14 protein-coding genes and 2 pseudogenes are annotated in these 14,691 nt (G+C 61.4%); 11 read left to right on the top strand and 5 right to left on the bottom strand.

Annotated elements, in window-relative coordinates:
- On the bottom strand, positions 1 to 741 hold a 741-nt coding region (locus OES25_16415; GenBank protein ID MDH3629224.1), incomplete at its 3' end, for a hypothetical protein.
- A gap of 241 nt (positions 742 to 982) precedes the next feature.
- Between OES25_16415 and OES25_16410 the strand changes: the two are divergent.
- Positions 983 to 1,339 (top strand): annotated as a pseudogene (locus OES25_16410) (PAS domain-containing protein).
- A gap of 120 nt (positions 1,340 to 1,459) precedes the next feature.
- Positions 1,460 to 1,645, top strand: a pseudogene (locus OES25_16405) (LuxR C-terminal-related transcriptional regulator).
- A 73-nt stretch (positions 1,646 to 1,718) separates the two neighbouring features.
- Here OES25_16405 and OES25_16400 read toward each other — a convergent pair.
- Entirely contained in the window at positions 1,719 to 4,346 is a 2,628-nt protein-coding gene (locus OES25_16400; GenBank protein ID MDH3629223.1) for a protein kinase, read from the bottom strand.
- Between the two features lie 64 nt (positions 4,347 to 4,410).
- Between OES25_16400 and OES25_16395 the strand changes: the two genes are divergently transcribed.
- Both OES25_16395 and OES25_16390 read left to right on the top strand, forming a co-directional pair.
- On the top strand, positions 4,411 to 5,886 hold the full coding sequence (locus OES25_16395) for a YdiU family protein (protein ID MDH3629222.1): 1,476 nt from the start codon (positions 4,411 to 4,413) through the stop codon (positions 5,884 to 5,886).
- Between the two features lie 41 nt (positions 5,887 to 5,927).
- On the top strand, positions 5,928 to 6,293 hold the full coding sequence (locus OES25_16390; protein ID MDH3629221.1) for a YajD family HNH nuclease: 366 nt from the start codon (positions 5,928 to 5,930) through the stop codon (positions 6,291 to 6,293).
- A gap of 44 nt (positions 6,294 to 6,337) precedes the next feature.
- Here OES25_16390 and OES25_16385 read toward each other — a convergent pair whose 3' ends face one another.
- From OES25_16385 to OES25_16375, 3 genes are all read right to left on the bottom strand, one after another.
- Complete coding sequence (locus tag OES25_16385) at positions 6,338 to 8,284, bottom strand: MopE-related protein (GenBank protein MDH3629220.1); 1,947 nt, start codon at positions 8,282 to 8,284, stop codon at positions 6,338 to 6,340.
- Between the two features lie 51 nt (positions 8,285 to 8,335).
- Positions 8,336 to 8,530, bottom strand: a complete 195-nt coding sequence (locus OES25_16380; protein MDH3629219.1) for a SlyX family protein — start codon at positions 8,528 to 8,530, stop codon at positions 8,336 to 8,338.
- A 144-nt stretch (positions 8,531 to 8,674) separates the two neighbouring features.
- A complete protein-coding gene (locus tag OES25_16375) occupies positions 8,675 to 9,319 on the bottom strand; it encodes a porin family protein (GenBank protein MDH3629218.1) in 645 nt (214 codons plus the stop codon).
- Positions 9,320 to 9,506: 187 nt separating this feature from the next.
- Here OES25_16375 and OES25_16370 point away from each other — a divergent pair, with 187 nt between their 5' ends.
- From OES25_16370 to OES25_16340, 7 genes are all read left to right on the top strand, one after another.
- Positions 9,507 to 10,016: a fasciclin domain-containing protein gene (locus OES25_16370; GenBank protein ID MDH3629217.1), complete on the top strand. Its 510-nt coding sequence runs from the start codon at positions 9,507 to 9,509 to the stop codon at positions 10,014 to 10,016.
- A 100-nt stretch (positions 10,017 to 10,116) separates the two neighbouring features.
- Positions 10,117 to 11,580: an SDR family oxidoreductase gene (locus OES25_16365; protein MDH3629216.1), complete on the top strand. Its 1,464-nt coding sequence runs from the start codon at positions 10,117 to 10,119 to the stop codon at positions 11,578 to 11,580.
- A gap of 52 nt (positions 11,581 to 11,632) precedes the next feature.
- Positions 11,633 to 12,688 carry a cobalamin-dependent protein gene (locus tag OES25_16360; GenBank protein MDH3629215.1) on the top strand — a complete coding sequence of 352 codons (1,056 nt, stop codon included), beginning with the start codon at positions 11,633 to 11,635 and terminating at the stop codon, positions 12,686 to 12,688.
- The gene (locus OES25_16355; protein ID MDH3629214.1) at positions 12,685 to 13,248 is read left to right on the top strand and encodes an RNA polymerase sigma factor; all 564 of its coding nucleotides are present in this window, start codon (positions 12,685 to 12,687) and stop codon (positions 13,246 to 13,248) included. The genes OES25_16360 and OES25_16355 overlap by 4 nt, the downstream gene beginning before the upstream one ends.
- A 22-nt stretch (positions 13,249 to 13,270) precedes the next feature.
- Complete coding sequence (locus OES25_16350; protein ID MDH3629213.1) at positions 13,271 to 13,495, top strand: hypothetical protein; 225 nt, start codon at positions 13,271 to 13,273, stop codon at positions 13,493 to 13,495.
- On the top strand, positions 13,496 to 14,422 hold the full coding sequence (locus tag OES25_16345; protein ID MDH3629212.1) for a serine/threonine-protein phosphatase: 927 nt from the start codon (positions 13,496 to 13,498) through the stop codon (positions 14,420 to 14,422). It begins immediately after the preceding gene.
- Between the two features lie 57 nt (positions 14,423 to 14,479).
- The coding region (locus OES25_16340) for a deoxyribodipyrimidine photolyase (GenBank protein MDH3629211.1) at positions 14,480 to 14,691 on the top strand (212 nt) is incomplete at its 3' end.

Raw genomic sequence — 14,691 nt, 5'->3', positions numbered from 1 at the left:
ACCTTGCTGGTGTGTGGCGACGTACAGGTTCCCGGTCGGGTCCAGAGCCATGGCTCGGACGGACTGGGTCGGGAGTCCTGCGCCGACCGGATACCAGTTGGCGCCAAGATCCGTGCTCTTCCAGACACCTCGGTTATTGGCGCCGCAGGCATAAATCGTCGAACCGTCGAAGGTTAGATCGGTGGTCACGCCGAAGGGAAGCGCATTGGGAGCCGTGCCCATGGCCTGGACCCAGTTCATCCCGCCGTCGTCGCTTCGATACACTCCCGGGCCAGGGGTTGCTCCGAAGAGGGTGGTGTGGGGCGCCGTCGGATCGACAACGATGGTCCACGGGGGGTTATGGTCCGGCAGCCCCGAACCCGGGAACCAGTTCTGACCGCCGTCGTCGCTCCACCAAAGTGAGTCATAGTATTGAGTTCCCACGTAGACCCTGCCGCTGGGACTCACCGCTACGGCATAGAAGACGGTTAGGGAAATCTGATTCGGGGTGGTGATGAAAACACGCGACCAACTCGAGCCGCCGTCCACGCTCTTGAACAAACCGCCGACCGTGGCCGCGTAGACATTCTGTGGAGCGGAAGGGTCGATCGCAACGTCGCGCACGTGGCCAAGCTCGGGGCCGTTGCTGGTCCAGGCGCCCACTCCGGCCACGGCCGGAAAGAAGGCAAAGCAGGCGAATGTGATCCCTGCGAGACAAGACAGTAAGGACAGTTCGAATACTCTATGTGTTCGTTTGGACATGTCTCCCTCCTACTTACGACACCTGCTCGACCGGATTCTGACTGCGGTGGAATGCCTCTGACCCAATCATGCTCGATTGTCAGAAGTGGTCCTCTGGAAGTCCATGGAGCACGTGACTCGTTTTTCTAGGTCAAATGACTCAGATAGAGTGGGGTAAACTCCCAAGAGTTCCGACACGGATAGCCCGACTGCCCGTACAATTAAACCCATGCAGGTCTGCTCCTCGAGACGAGGAGGCGCAATGGGTCGAATCTTCGAATTCATCGCAAACACCGGCGACGGCGTGTTCGCGGTCGACCGTCGTCAATCGATCGTGTTGTGGAACGACCAGGCAACTCGAATCCTCGGTTACACCGCCGAGGAGACACTGGGCAAGAAGTGCTACGGCATCGTATGCGGACGCGACGCACAGGGCTGCGTCGTTTGCCGCCGGGGCTGTGACGCGATCACGGCCGCGGGTCAGCTCGAGCCGTCGCCGACGGCGGACATCGCGGCTCGCACGAAAGCAGGCAACGAGGTCTGGCTGAACCTCAGCACCGTCGTGGTTCCCTCACGGTGCGGGGAGTTGTCGGTTCTGGTTCACCTGTTTCGGGAGGTGACGCAGGAACACTCGATGCTCGACGTCGCTCGCGACCTGGCCAGCATGGTTTCGGAGGCGATCCCCGAGAAACGATTCGCGGGTGCTCGACGTGTCCCCCGTGGTACGGCCTGCCTCGAGTTAACCCGTCGAGAGCGCGAAGTCCTGATCCTCGTCGCCACGGGAATCTCCACCGACGCAATCGCCGACAAGTTGTGCATCAGCCCACGCACGGTTCGCAACCATGTCAACAACATCCTCGGCAAGCTCGGTGTCCACAGCCGGCTGGAAGCCGTGGCCTACTCGATCAAGAACGGGCTGGTGTGATGAAGTGTTAAAGGGGACAGATTTATTTAATTGGCGGCCAATTAAATAAATCTGTCCCCTTTAACGGTCCCCTTTAACGCCAGACCGGGTCCGCCTTCAACCAGTGCTCCGACAGCTCGCCGGGGATCGACAACAGGTACTCCACCTTCTCCGCCGCCAGCTCCGTCTCGCCGACCATCGCATACACCCGCGCCAACTCCTGCTCCCGGTACGCACCCCGCCAGGCCTCCTTCGAGATCGGCAGCACATCCACCCCCTGCCTCGCCGCCGCAATCGCCTCGTCCTTACGCCCCAACCCGGCCAACGCGATCCCCTTCGCGCTGTACAACCGCTCATCCTCCGGACGTAACACGATCATCGCCTCAAGCTGCGCAAGCGCGCGACCATAAGCAGCCAACGCCTCGGCCTCGCGCCCGGTCAGCGCGTACAGCTCGCCGCGCATCGAGTCGGTCGGCATGTAGAGGAACTGGTTATCAATAAGGACCTCGCCCGTCTCCATCGCCAGCAACCGCTGGACCTCGTCGTAGTTGCCGGCGAACAGGTTCAACCGGATGCGCACCGCCCGTGTGCCGCCGAAGTTGGTGTCCGGCGACTCGATACCCAGGGCACCGTCGAGGGTCGCAAACGCCGCGTCGATGTCACCCTTCCACGAGAAGTGGATGATCGCCTTGGCGATGTAGGCGGTGCCGTCGTCGGGGGTCAGGTCGATGATGCGGTCGATCGCCTCCAGCGCCTCGGGGTACATGCGCATCGCAAGCGTCGTGTCCTGCATGCTCTTCCACACCCCGGGCGAGCGCGGGTCGATCTCGATCGAGCGCTGGAACCAGTCCAGCGCCTCGTCCCACTTGCCCTGCCGTCGCTTGACCGCACCGATGGCGCCCATCACGTCGACGTTGTCGGGCATGCCCGCCTCGGCGATGGCAAACGACTCTAACGCACCTTCATAGTCGAGAAAGCCGTGATAGCGGTACCAACCCTGGGCCAGGTGCGCCTGGGGCAGGTCCGGATCCAGACGCAACGCCGTCTCGACGGCCGCGCGGGCCAACTCGAGCCGCTCGAGAGAACGGTCGTGGAAGAACCAGTACAGGCCCTGATGCGCGATCCCCATCTCGGCGTACGCAAGCGCGAACTCGGGGTCCAACGCGACAGCTTTTTCAAACATCTGGATGCCGAAGCGCAGTTTGCTGTCGTCGAAACTGTCGTTGGCAAACTCGCGACCTCGCAGATAAAAGTCATAGGCGTCGACGTTGTCCGTCGGTCGCGTGTCCGTCGTACCGCCCAGCGCCAGGTTCAGCGCCTGCGCCACCTTGCCGGCGATGTCCGACTGCACCTCGAAGATGTCCGACATCTCGGCTTCGTAGATCTCGGTCCAGATCTGGCTGGCGTCGGAGACGCGGATCAGCTGTGGGGTGACGCGGACGCGACTACCGTCGCCGGTTCGCTGCCAGCGGACGGTGCCGTCGAGGACATACTCGATGCTCAGCTCGTCGCCGATCTGCTGCATCGTCTTGTCCGAGTCTTTGTATTGCGCGGCGCTGGTGCGGCCGATGATGCCCAGCTGATCGATCGACGCCAGCCGGGCGCTGATCTCCTCGGTGATGCCCTCGGCGAAGTACTCGTCCTCGGCGGGTCCCATGTTGTCGAACGGTAAGACGGCCATCATCTGTTTGGTCGCTTCCTGGACGACCGGTGATGGCGCAGGCTTGTCGTCGTCGAACAAGATCCAGAACCCCGCTACCACGGCGATGATGACGGGAATCGCGATGGATACCGAACGTCTGCGCACCGATGGGGCCGGTGTCGGGTTCTTCAACCCCTCATCGATGGCGGCGATGACGTCACCGATGTCGGCCAGGCGTTGGTCCCGGTCTTTCTCCAGACATCGAGTCAGGAGCGACCGCACCTGCCCCGGCGTGTCGGCAGGCAGCGCGTCGAGGTCGGGCTCTCGCTCGAGGATCCGCGCAATGCTGTCGCTGACGGTTTCGCCGGCGAAGGGGCGGCTGTCGGTCAGGCATTCGTAAAGCAGACAACCGAAGGACCAGATGTCCGTGCGACGGTCGGTCGGGAGTCCCCTGGCCTGTTCGGGACTCATGTAGGCGGCGGTGCCGAGGATCATGCCGAACTGGGTGCCGGCGGAGGTGACGGTGGGTGATAGGGAACTGTCGACCGGTGAGGTCGGTGCCTCGCCGGCGCGGGCGAGGCCGAAGTCCAGCACCTTTACTGTGGCGTTGGGGGACAGACTTGAAGTCTGTCCCCTCTGTCCCCCCGTCACCTTCACATTGGCAGGTTTCAGATCCCGATGGATGATGTCGGTGGCGTGGGCGGCTTGCAGTCCCTCGGCGACACCGCGGGCGATCTCCAGCGCACGCTTCACCGGCAACGGGCCGCTCTTCAAAAGCTCGTCCAGCCCCTGACCCGGCACCAACTCCAACACCAGGAAGTGGGTCTCGCCCACCGTCTCGAATCCGTAGATCGCCGCGACTGCAGGATGATTGACCGACGCCAGGATCTTGGCCTCGCGCTTGAAGCGCGACAACCGCTCGGGGTCTTGCGAGAACACCGCCGGCAGGATCTTGATCGCGACGTCGCGATCCAGCTTGGTGTCCAGCGCCTTCCACACCACACCCATCCCACCCTCGCCGATCTTCTCGGTCAGGCGGTAGTGCAGCAGGCTTTCACCGGGCTGAAACGCTCGATCCATCGGCAGAGTTTACCGTAATGGGGACAGATTTATTTTTCTCTGACAGAATGCTCGAATCCCTGTCATGCCCATACCGTTCAACAACAGCTACGCCCGTCTGCCCGATGCGTTTTTCGCTGCGGCCTCCCCCACTCCCGTCACCGCGCCGGCGATGATCGGGCTGAACCGGGAGCTGGCAACAACGCTGGGCATCGACGTCGCCGAGCTGGATTCGCCGGAGGGGCTCGCCTTCCTTGCGGGGAACAAGATCCCGGCCGGCGCCGAACCGCTGGCCATGGCCTACTCCGGTCATCAGTTCGGGGGTTTCTCGCCTCAGCTGGGCGACGGCCGGGCGATCCTGCTGGGAGAAGTTGTCGGCAGCGACGGCATCCGTCGCGACATCCAGCTGAAGGGCTCGGGACAGACACCGTTCTCCCGTCGCGGGGATGGACGGTCGGCGTTGGGTCCCGTCCTCCGCGAGTACATCGTCTCGGAAGCGATGGCGGCGCTGGGTGTGCCGACGACTCGTGCCCTGGCCGCCGTCACGACGGGAGACGACGTTGTTCGCGAGGGTCTGGTCCCCGGCGGGATCTTCACGCGAGTCGCCCGGTCCCACATCCGCATCGGGACGTTCGAATGGTTCGCGTCACGAAAGGACCCTGACAACCTGCGGGTCCTGGCCGACCATGTGATCGGGCGGCATTACCCCGACGCCACCACCGAGGATAATCCGTATCGTTTTTTGCTGGACGGCGTTATCGAGCGACAGGCGAAGCTCGTTGCCCACTGGATGCAGATCGGCTTCATCCACGGCGTGATGAACACCGACAACATGAGCGTCTCGGGCGAGACTCTGGACTACGGGCCCTGTGCGTTCCTCGACAACTACGATGCGGGAAAGGTATTCAGCTCGATCGATCATCAGGGACGTTACGCGTTCGGCAATCAGGGTCCCATCGCGTTCTGGAACCTGACCCGTCTTGCTGAGACGCTGCTTCCGCTGCTGGATGACGAGCAGGATGCGGCGGTCGCCATCGCAGAGACCGCGCTCAAGCGTTTCCCTGATCGGTACGACAGCTTTCTCAGGAAACGGCTGACCGCCAAGATCGGGATCGGCGACGGCGTCCCCATTAATAATGATGAGGACGACTGGAAGCTGATCGAGACGTTGTTGGCGGTGATGACCCAGGGCGAGGCCGACTTCACGCTTGTGTTCCGGCATCTGTCCGATGCGCTCGAGACCGGTAACGACGACGCGGTGGTGGCGTTGTTCAACACGCCCGACGGGATCGTCTCTTGGCTGGGCGATTGGCGGGCGCGGTTAGACGATGCCCACCGCGGCGCGGCACTGACCGTGATGCGCCGGGCAAACCCCGTCTTCATCCCCCGCAATCATCGCGTCGAGGAAGCGATCGTCGCCGGTAATCAAGGTGACTTCGAACCGTTCCATCGGCTCAATCGGGTGCTGGAGCAGCCCTTCGCGGTGCAACCCGAGTTCGAAGCGTACGAATCCCCGCCCGGCCCTGATGAGGTTGTGGAAGAGACGTTTTGTGGGACTTAGAAAAAGGGGACAGATTTATTTTTCTCTGACAGAATCGGGTCATGTCTTCCCACGACGACCCATCCGACAAGGCCCCAATCGATCCCATCGTCGAGAAGTTCCGACGGGACAAGGCAAGAGCGGAGGGATCCTATCGCGCCCGAGCGCTCAAGCTCTTTCCTCACGTCTGCGCCCACTGCGGTCGAGAGTTCGAAGGCTCGCGTCTGCGAGAGTTGACGGTCCATCACAAGGACGTCGACCCGACCAACAACCCGCCCGACGGTAGCAACTGGGAGTTGCTCTGTCTCTACTGCCATGACAACGAACATGGGCGTGACCGCGACGCGCTGGCGGGTGATGGTTCGGTAAAGAAGCGAGAGGCCGACGGCCTGCATCAGCCCTTCGCCGACCTACTGACGAAGAAGTAAAAGGGGACAGATTTATTTTCTAAAAATAAATCTGTCCCCTTTTTTTACGGAGCCGCGCAGGGAACCGACCGCTCCTGACCGACCGAATCGGCGCCCCAACTCCCACGCAGTGGCCTACCGGAGCGAACCAGATAGAACAGCGTCGTGCCGGGCGACGGCGCCGTGACGTCGAGGAACGAACTCTGACCGGCGATCACGAACGCCGTGCAACCGGTCGTGAACTCTACCGTCTCGGCCCGCGCCACGTCGTAGTGGGTCGCACCCTGCTGGGGCTGCCACGAGTAGAGATCCTTGTCGGCAGGGTCGTGGAATCCCGCGTTGCCGGAGATCTCGTCGATCAGGCCGTAGCCCCCGTCGCCGGGGCACTGCTGGTCCATCCCGTCGAGGATCTCGGGGGCTCCGGGATAGACAAGCGGGTCCGTGTCGTCGCAATCGCAGACCAGCCCCGCGCCGTCGGAGTCGTCATCCGTCTGTGCGGGGTTTGCATCCGTCGGACAGTTGTCCGCTGCGCCGCAAACCAGATCGGCATCGGGATCGTGGTTGGTCGGGTCGACCGGACAGAGATCGCAGACGTCGCCCAGACCATCGGCGTCGGTATCCCATTGGTTGGCATTGACGTCGTCTGGACAGTTGTCACAGTCGTTCCCCAGTCCGTCGGCGTCTCCATCGAGTCCCGGGCAGGGTCCCTGGAACAGATGGACCTCGTCGTTTGGCATCGAGACGAGCATGTCGCCGAAGCCGTCGCCGTTGACGTCGCCGGCGGCGTCGATCCTGTAGTCAACGCTGGGCAGTTCCGCCGTGCGGTAGGGAACCGTCTCCAGGCCGGCGGGCGATCCGAGGTACAGCCAGACGCGTCCAGGCGACAGGGTATCCGGATAGTGCAACGCGCCGACGAGCACGTCGTCGTATCCGTCGTCGTTCACGTCTCCGACGCCCCCGACCGTCGAGCCGAACTTCGCCTGCTCGGTGTCGGACTCAATAGACCATGCGGCGGTCGCGGCGAGTCCGGAAGCGGACCCCAGATAGAGCAGGGCGCGCCCTTCACCCGACTGACCGTCGGTGAAACTCTGATCCCCGACGATGATGTCGGCGTACCCGTCGTTGTTCACGTCACCGGCGGCGTCGATTCGTTGCAGGAAACCAAGGCCCGCAAAGTCGAGCAAGCGGGACGGCGTCGCTGCGAGGCCCATCACCGATCCGTGAAATAGACCGAGCGTGCTGTCGAACAATCGGATCAGCACATCATCGAACCCGTCGGCATCGACGTCGCCGACTCCCAGAACCTGTTCGCCGAGATGGACGTTGACCTGATTGCCTTCACGGGTCCAGTCGGGCGCGAGGGAAAGACCGGCGGCCGATCCGTGGAACACGAACGCCGCGCCCTCGCCGGCTTCGCCGTTCTGAAACCAGGAGGATCCTGCAATCAGGTCATCGAAGCCATCTCCGTTCACGTCCCCTGCGTTGCTGATGGACGGCCCGAAGCCTATCAAGGCGGGGCTGATCACCTCCCACTCCCAGTTCGCAACGGAAGATAGACCCGATGACGACCCCTGGTAGACCAAGATCTCGTGGGAGTCGATGTCGGATCCGGAGGAGAAGACCAGGTCGTCGAACCCATCGCCGTTGAAATCCCCCCCTGCGACGCCGACACCGTAGGACGCCAGGCCAGTCGGACCGTTGCGCGACCAGGCGGGAGTCGAGGCAGGAAAACTCGTGGCTCCTGAGTACACGCGTACCAGGCCCTGCTGCTCGCAGCATGGAGACCCGAACCAGTAGTTCGGCGCACCGATGGCGATCTCCGGAAGAGCGTCGCCGTCCGTGTCACCGATGCCGGCCACCGAGTAACCGTAATTCGTCGTGACCTTCCCGGCGTCGGAGGACCAGACCGGGACCATGGGGGCCGCTTCGAGGGTTCTCGACGTTTCTTCTGCGGAGACCAGCGAGGCGCCGAGCAATGCCAGAGTCATGAGAACGGATTTGCTCAGTTTCATTGAGCTGCCTTTCTCTGCGCGAATCTGACGGGATTATACGTCGATTCGTGACTAGTAGTGCGGCGGCTTCTCGTCGGCTGGGCCGATGGGCTCGGCGTTGGCGCTTTCCTTCACGTCTTTCAACAGCGACTCCAGGGTCTCGACCCGGGTCGAGAACTCACGAAGCACCCCATCCAGCTCTGCGATCAGCTTGTCCTGGTACGCGGCACGAACTTCCAGATCGACGATGCGTTTTTCGAGTGACATGCATTCATCGTATCAGTCGTGGCCGCAAAAAAAACAACTCCCGGCGGGTGCCCCTCAACGACCCGCCGGGAGTGTCCCTCTAGATGGGGCAGATGGGGACGGATTTATTTTTCGGCGAGAAAAATAAATCCGTCCCCTTATTCGCTAAAACCGGATCCGGACGCCTGCAGTCATGTCGACGGAGGAGTAATCAACGTCGCTCATGGTGCTGCCGGTGGCGACCGAACTGGTCAGGTCTGCCCCTTGTGCCTCGAAGAGACGGAAGTCGGTGCGGAAGTCCCAGCGGTCGTTGATCTTGACCGCGAGGCCCGCGACGATCTGGTAACCGATCACGCTGTCGTCGTCGTCCATGGCGTCGAGGCCCGGAACGGCGAAGTTGATGTAGTCAACATTGACGTTGCCAAGACCCGCACCGACGTACGGCGTGACACGAGTGCTGGTTTCAAAGTCGTAGAAGACGTTGGCGAAGATCGAGGTCGCTTTCGCCTCGCCGGACGAGCCGGCGATGGCGCCACCCATGTCCAGGTCGTGGGTGTCGACGTCGCCTTCACGGTTCATCAGCTCGCCCTCGACACGCCACGCGTTATCAAAGGTGTAACCGAAGCTCACGCCCATGTTCATGCCGCTATCGAAGTCGGTCTCGATCTCGCTGGTCCCCAGAACGCCGAAGGCCGTGTCGTCGGTCTTGCTGGGACCCACGAACACGTCCACGTAGTAGCCGCCTGCGCTGGCCGGCAGTGCCACTCCAAACACCAGGGCAATCATTGCGATTCTTGCAAACTGTTTCATGGTCATTCCTCTCGTATAAAGCCGTCCAACCCGAGGGCGGCTAGAGGGGCTTTCGCCGGACCGCAGGCCCTGGATTCACTTCGACGCAATTTTTCTTTTTTTGAATCCACCGGCTCGGTCCCGACGAATCCCCTATCGAGCCCGCGAATGGGACTCGACACCGAAAAACCAAACTGAGGAGTTAACGATGAGCAACACGAAACGGTCCTTGAATTACCTGGTCGCAAGCCTTCTGGTCCTGGCCCTGGGTTCCTTCGGCAGCGCGGCGCTGGCCGGCAGCTGCGGCACCGCGCATGACATTGTGGATACGGCCGCCGAGGCCGGGACCTTCAATACGTTGGTCGCGGCCGTGACCGCAGCCGGCCTGGTCGACGCCCTCAAGTCCGACGGCCCGTTCACGGTCTTCGCACCGTCCGATGAAGCGTTCGCCAAGTTGCCCAAAGGAACTGTCGAGTCCCTGCTTCTTCCCGAGAACAAGGACAAGCTGACCGCGATCCTGACCTACCACGTGGTGGCCGGCAAGGTCCTCAGCGCCGATGTGAAGCCGGGTCTCGTCGAGACCCTCGAAGGTGGCAGTGCCCGCCTCTCGATGCAGAAGGGCAACCTGATGATCGACGGCGCGACAATCGTCGCGGCGGATGTCAACGCAACCAACGGTGTGATCCATGTGATCGACTCCGTGATCATGCCGAACTAATTCGGGTGTTTTGCCCGTATCGGCTCCCGCTCCACTCGGCCCCCATCGAATGGAGCGGGAGCCATTTTGTTTCCAGAGGGTAAGTAGCATGGGCGAGAAAATGCAAAAACCGGTCATCGCTCTGGCCGGCGCTACGGGCTACGTCGGCAGCCGACTACTCGAAGCACTGGAGGCAGCGAACTACCCAGTGCGCTGCCTTGCGAGGCGCCCCACTTTCCTCTCCGATAGGGTCGGTAAGACAACGACAATCATCAAGGGTGACTGTCTGGACGCATCGACGCTTGGGCCGCTGTTGCGCGGTGTCGACTGTGCGTTCTATCTGGTTCACTCGATGGGATCCGAGAAGGATTTCGCGGAGCAGGATCGCCGCGCGGCGTTGAACTTCTCGCGGGCCGCTCGGGAAGCCGGCGTGAAACGGATCGTCTATCTCGGTGGTCTCGGTGATTCGTCCGAAGAGCTGTCACGCCATCTCAAGAGCCGCCACGAGACCGGCGACGTGCTTCGCTCGACAGGAATCCCCGTTATCGAGCTGCGGGCGTCGATCATTCTCGGTTCCGGGAGTCTCTCCTACGAGTTGATCCGAGCGCTCGTCGAACGACTCCCCGTCATGGTCTGCCCCAACTGGGTACGAATGAAGGCGCAGCCGATCCACATCGAGGATGTCGTCACGTACCTGATCGCGTCCATGAAGTTGCCCGAGTCGGATAATCGCGTATTCGAGATCGGCGGAGAGGACCAGGTCTCGTATGCCGATATCATGCGGGAGTATGCACGGCAGCGGGGCCTCCGCCGACTGATGATCCCCGTGCCATTGTTGACTCCGTACCTATCGAGTTTGTGGCTGGGACTGACGACGCCTGTCTACGCTCGGGTGGGTAGAAAGCTGGTGAAGAGTATTCGCAATGCCACGGTCGTGCGCAACGACGAGGCACTGCACGTTTTCGGCCGGCGCCCCGTCGGTATGGCGGAGGCCATCCGACGCGCGTTGAGGAACGAGGAGTCCCGCTTTAGCGCGACGCGGTGGTCCGATGCGGTCTCGGCAGGCGGCTCGCCACCCTCGTGGGGCGGCGCAAAATTCGGAACGCGTCTAGTCGACAAGCGCGAGGTTCAGCTAACAATCTCCGCGCGTGAGGCCTTCGACCCGATCCGGCGGATCGGCGGCGAAACCGGTTGGTACTACGCGAACGCCCTGTGGCGGATTCGCGGTTGGATCGACCTTCTCGTGGGCGGCGTTGGACTACGCCGCGGACGCCGGGACCCCGAGAAACTTATCGTCGGCGACGCTATAGATTTCTGGCGCGTCGAAGCCTACGAACCTAACCGCCGGTTACGCTTGGTCGCGGAAATGAAACTTCCGGGAAGAGCGTGGCTGGAATTTCAGGTCGAAGAAACCGCGGAAGGTTCGGTCATCCATCAAAGCGCGGTATTCGACCCGGTCGGTCTGGCGGGACAGGCCTACTGGTACGGCATCTACCCATTACACAGAAGAATCTTCGCCGGCATGTTGCGGGGCATCGCGAACGGCAAATGTAATCTCGCAGATGCCGGTGCTACAATCGGTTAGGTTTTCCGGCATTCTACGAATATCGGCGCCTTGGTCCAGGAGAGGGTCACCCATGCCAACAAACGATCAATTTGTCGCGCAATTGCTGGAGAAGAGTTCACCCGGGTATGCCGGACTATCAGCAGGTCTGCTGCTCCAACGTCTACCGGAAATCGAGAAGCGCTACGAGCCAGATGGTTTCTCGGCCTGGAAAGACCAACTGCTGCGTTGGCTGCTCGACCTATCGGGTGCGGTGGCCATACGCGAACCTAAGCTGTTCGAAGCGAGCATGGTATGGAGCCGTGACGCATTCATTTCGCGTCAATCTCCCGTCGACGATCTGCAGGCCGCACTTACGGCGCTTCGTGACATCCTCGCAGAAAGACTTCCCGAAGACTCGGCGGAGCTTGTGATCCCCACGGTAGATCAGGCGATCACAACGATCGCCAAGCCGGCGGTCATGCAGGCAAGTGGCACCGATTCCGAAGGGCCCGGAAACCTCGCTCTCTCTTATCTCGAAACAATCCTCGAAGGACGGCCTCGCGAAGCCATCGAGGGCGTGCTCAAGCAGGTCGATGACGGGATTTCCATCAGGGACGCCTATCTGACGGTGTTGATCCCGGCCCTGCGGGAGACCGGGCGCATGTGGCACGCAGGCGAACTGCTCATCGCGGAAGAGCACCTCATCACGACGACCTGTCGCCAGGCCATGACCTTGCTGTGCGAGCGGGGCCGAACGTCGGAAAAGAATGACAAGGCGATCTTGCTGGGGTGTGTCGCGGGCAACGTTCACGACATCGGCATTTTTGCCGTCGCCGATTTCTTCGAGATGGCGGGTTGGCGCGTGATCAATCTTGGACCCGATGTTCCGGCGGTCGAGATCGCACGCAGTGTTCAGCTATTCGATATCGATGTCGTATTGCTCTCGGCGGCACTGGACGCTCATCTGAGACCGATGCAAAGCACCATTTCGGAGATTCGCCGGTTCAATGAGCGAAACGTAAAGATTCTTGTAGGCGGAGCTCCCTTCGACAGAATCGCAGAACTATGGCGTAGCGTTGGCGCCGACGGCTACTCGGCCAGCGTCGACGATGCGGTGCCGCTGGCGTCGAAACTACTCCAGACTTGAGCGAATCGAATCCATCACTGCTGGCCCGAGTGGCCGCGGGAGATCACGCAGCTATCGACGCGTGCCTGAACCAATTCGGTAACCTCGTGTGGTCGCTGGCTCGACGATTCACGTCTAGCCATGTGGATGCCGAGGACGCCGTTCAGGAGATCTTCATCGAACTGTGGTCGAGCGCCTCTCGTTACGACAGCAGCAAGGCATCCGAGACGACGTTCGTTGCGATGTTAGCCAGACGGCGGCTGATTGATCGACTGCGTAAGTCCCAACGACAACCACAGATGGACGACCTCTCGGCCGTGGCAGAGTTCGAGCATCCGGATCTGCCCCCGGACGTTGCCGTCATGGACGACGCCGCTCGGGCCGCAGAATTGATTCGCACCCTCAAACCCGAGCAGCAGCAAGTGATCAGACTCGCTGTATACGAGGGTCACACGCACCAGAGTATCGCCGACGCACTCCAGATTCCTCTTGGCACCGTCAAGACCCATCTGCGTCGCGGACTACTGAAGGTTCGGGAAGCCATGCAGAAGGCGGATGCTGAGTCCGGTGGAGGACTCTAGAGTGCATCAGAAGGACCATCTCTTGGACTTGTTGACAGCCCGCGCAACCGAGGGCCTATCACACGACGACTCATACGAACTCAAGCAGGCCATCGTGCAGCAAGACGCATTTGACGTGAATGAACTGGAGCTCGCGGCGGCAGCGGTCTATCTCGCTTACGACGCCAGGTCCGGTGAGCACGAACCCATGCCGGAGTCCTTGAAAGAGCGGATACGCCGCACTCGAATGCCTTCGTGGGGTGACTGAATGCTGCGCTTACTCGAGAACTTTGACGAACTGTTTGATCTTTCCTATCAGGTTGGTGACACAGCCCTGGGTGAGCTGCTAGAGCGGACCCTCTCCGAACTCGACAATCCTAGCCAGAACTGGGGCGCTGAGGGTCGACGCGAGGAGCTCTTCGAAGAGTCTGAACATTCCGTCAGCTTTTACTATCGTCCCCACCTGTTTCCTGGGATGGATTTGAAGCTACGACTCGCGCATGAATTGCAGTGTCGGCTTCTTCCGCGACAACTGCCGCAAGGATCGCCGGCGTCCATCTCTTCGGTGCTTGAATCCTATTGTCATCTCAGCGGTGACCTGTTTGGGTGGGAGATGCTGGATGACGGAAGGTTTCTTATCTGGATCGCAGACATGGCCGGACACGGTGTTCGCGCTGGACTCGCCTCGGCCGTGCTGCGGGTACTGATCGACACCTTGCCGAGGCGCAACAAGATTGGCCCGTGGGTATCCGATCTAAACCAGGCGTTGCACGACTGCCTGAAACCCGAATGCAGCAGCCTTTATGCCACGCTGTTCCTGATGACGTTGGACTCCGACGGAAACGCCGCCTACTGCTCTGCGGCCCATCCACCCGTTCTGCTGCGCCGCTCGTCAGGAGAGATCGAAGAGTTGGTATCGCTCGACCGACCGGTCGGCCTGTTTGGCGACACGCCCTACCGAACTGCAGACTTCCGGCTGGAATCCGAGGACTGCCTTCTGCTCTATACCGACGGTCTGGTTGAGGCGACGGGGTGGGATGGCGAACCCTTCGGTTGCCAGCGCCTCCGCGATCTACTCGTCAAGAAATCCGCCGACCCCCGCGAGCTGACGAAATCGATCTATCGGGAAATCACGCGACGGCAGGATATCGACAAGCTCGAAGACGACGTGACTTTTCTGGCTCTCAAGCTCTAACGATTCACGATTCGAGTTGACGCCGTGCAGTCCGTGCCAACAAGTCGCGTTCGACTATTGAGTGCTGCTCCTGTGCGAACCGATGGAACGTTCGTCCTGTACTGGATGGTCTCTAGCCGCAGAACACGATTCAACTTCGGACTCCAACACGCCATCGATCGGGCTCGGGAACTGACTCGACCGCTCGTGGTGCTGGAGGCGTTGCGCTGCGACTACTTGTGGTCCTGCGAGCGGTTTCATCGGTTCGTGATCGACGGAATGGCGAACAA

The sequence above is a fragment of the Acidobacteriota bacterium genome, assembly GCA_029861955.1.
Classification (GTDB): domain Bacteria; phylum Acidobacteriota; class Polarisedimenticolia; order Polarisedimenticolales; family Polarisedimenticolaceae; genus JAOTYK01.
Note: the sequence above shows the minus strand (reverse complement) of the source record. Positions and strands in the feature narration are given on the sequence as shown.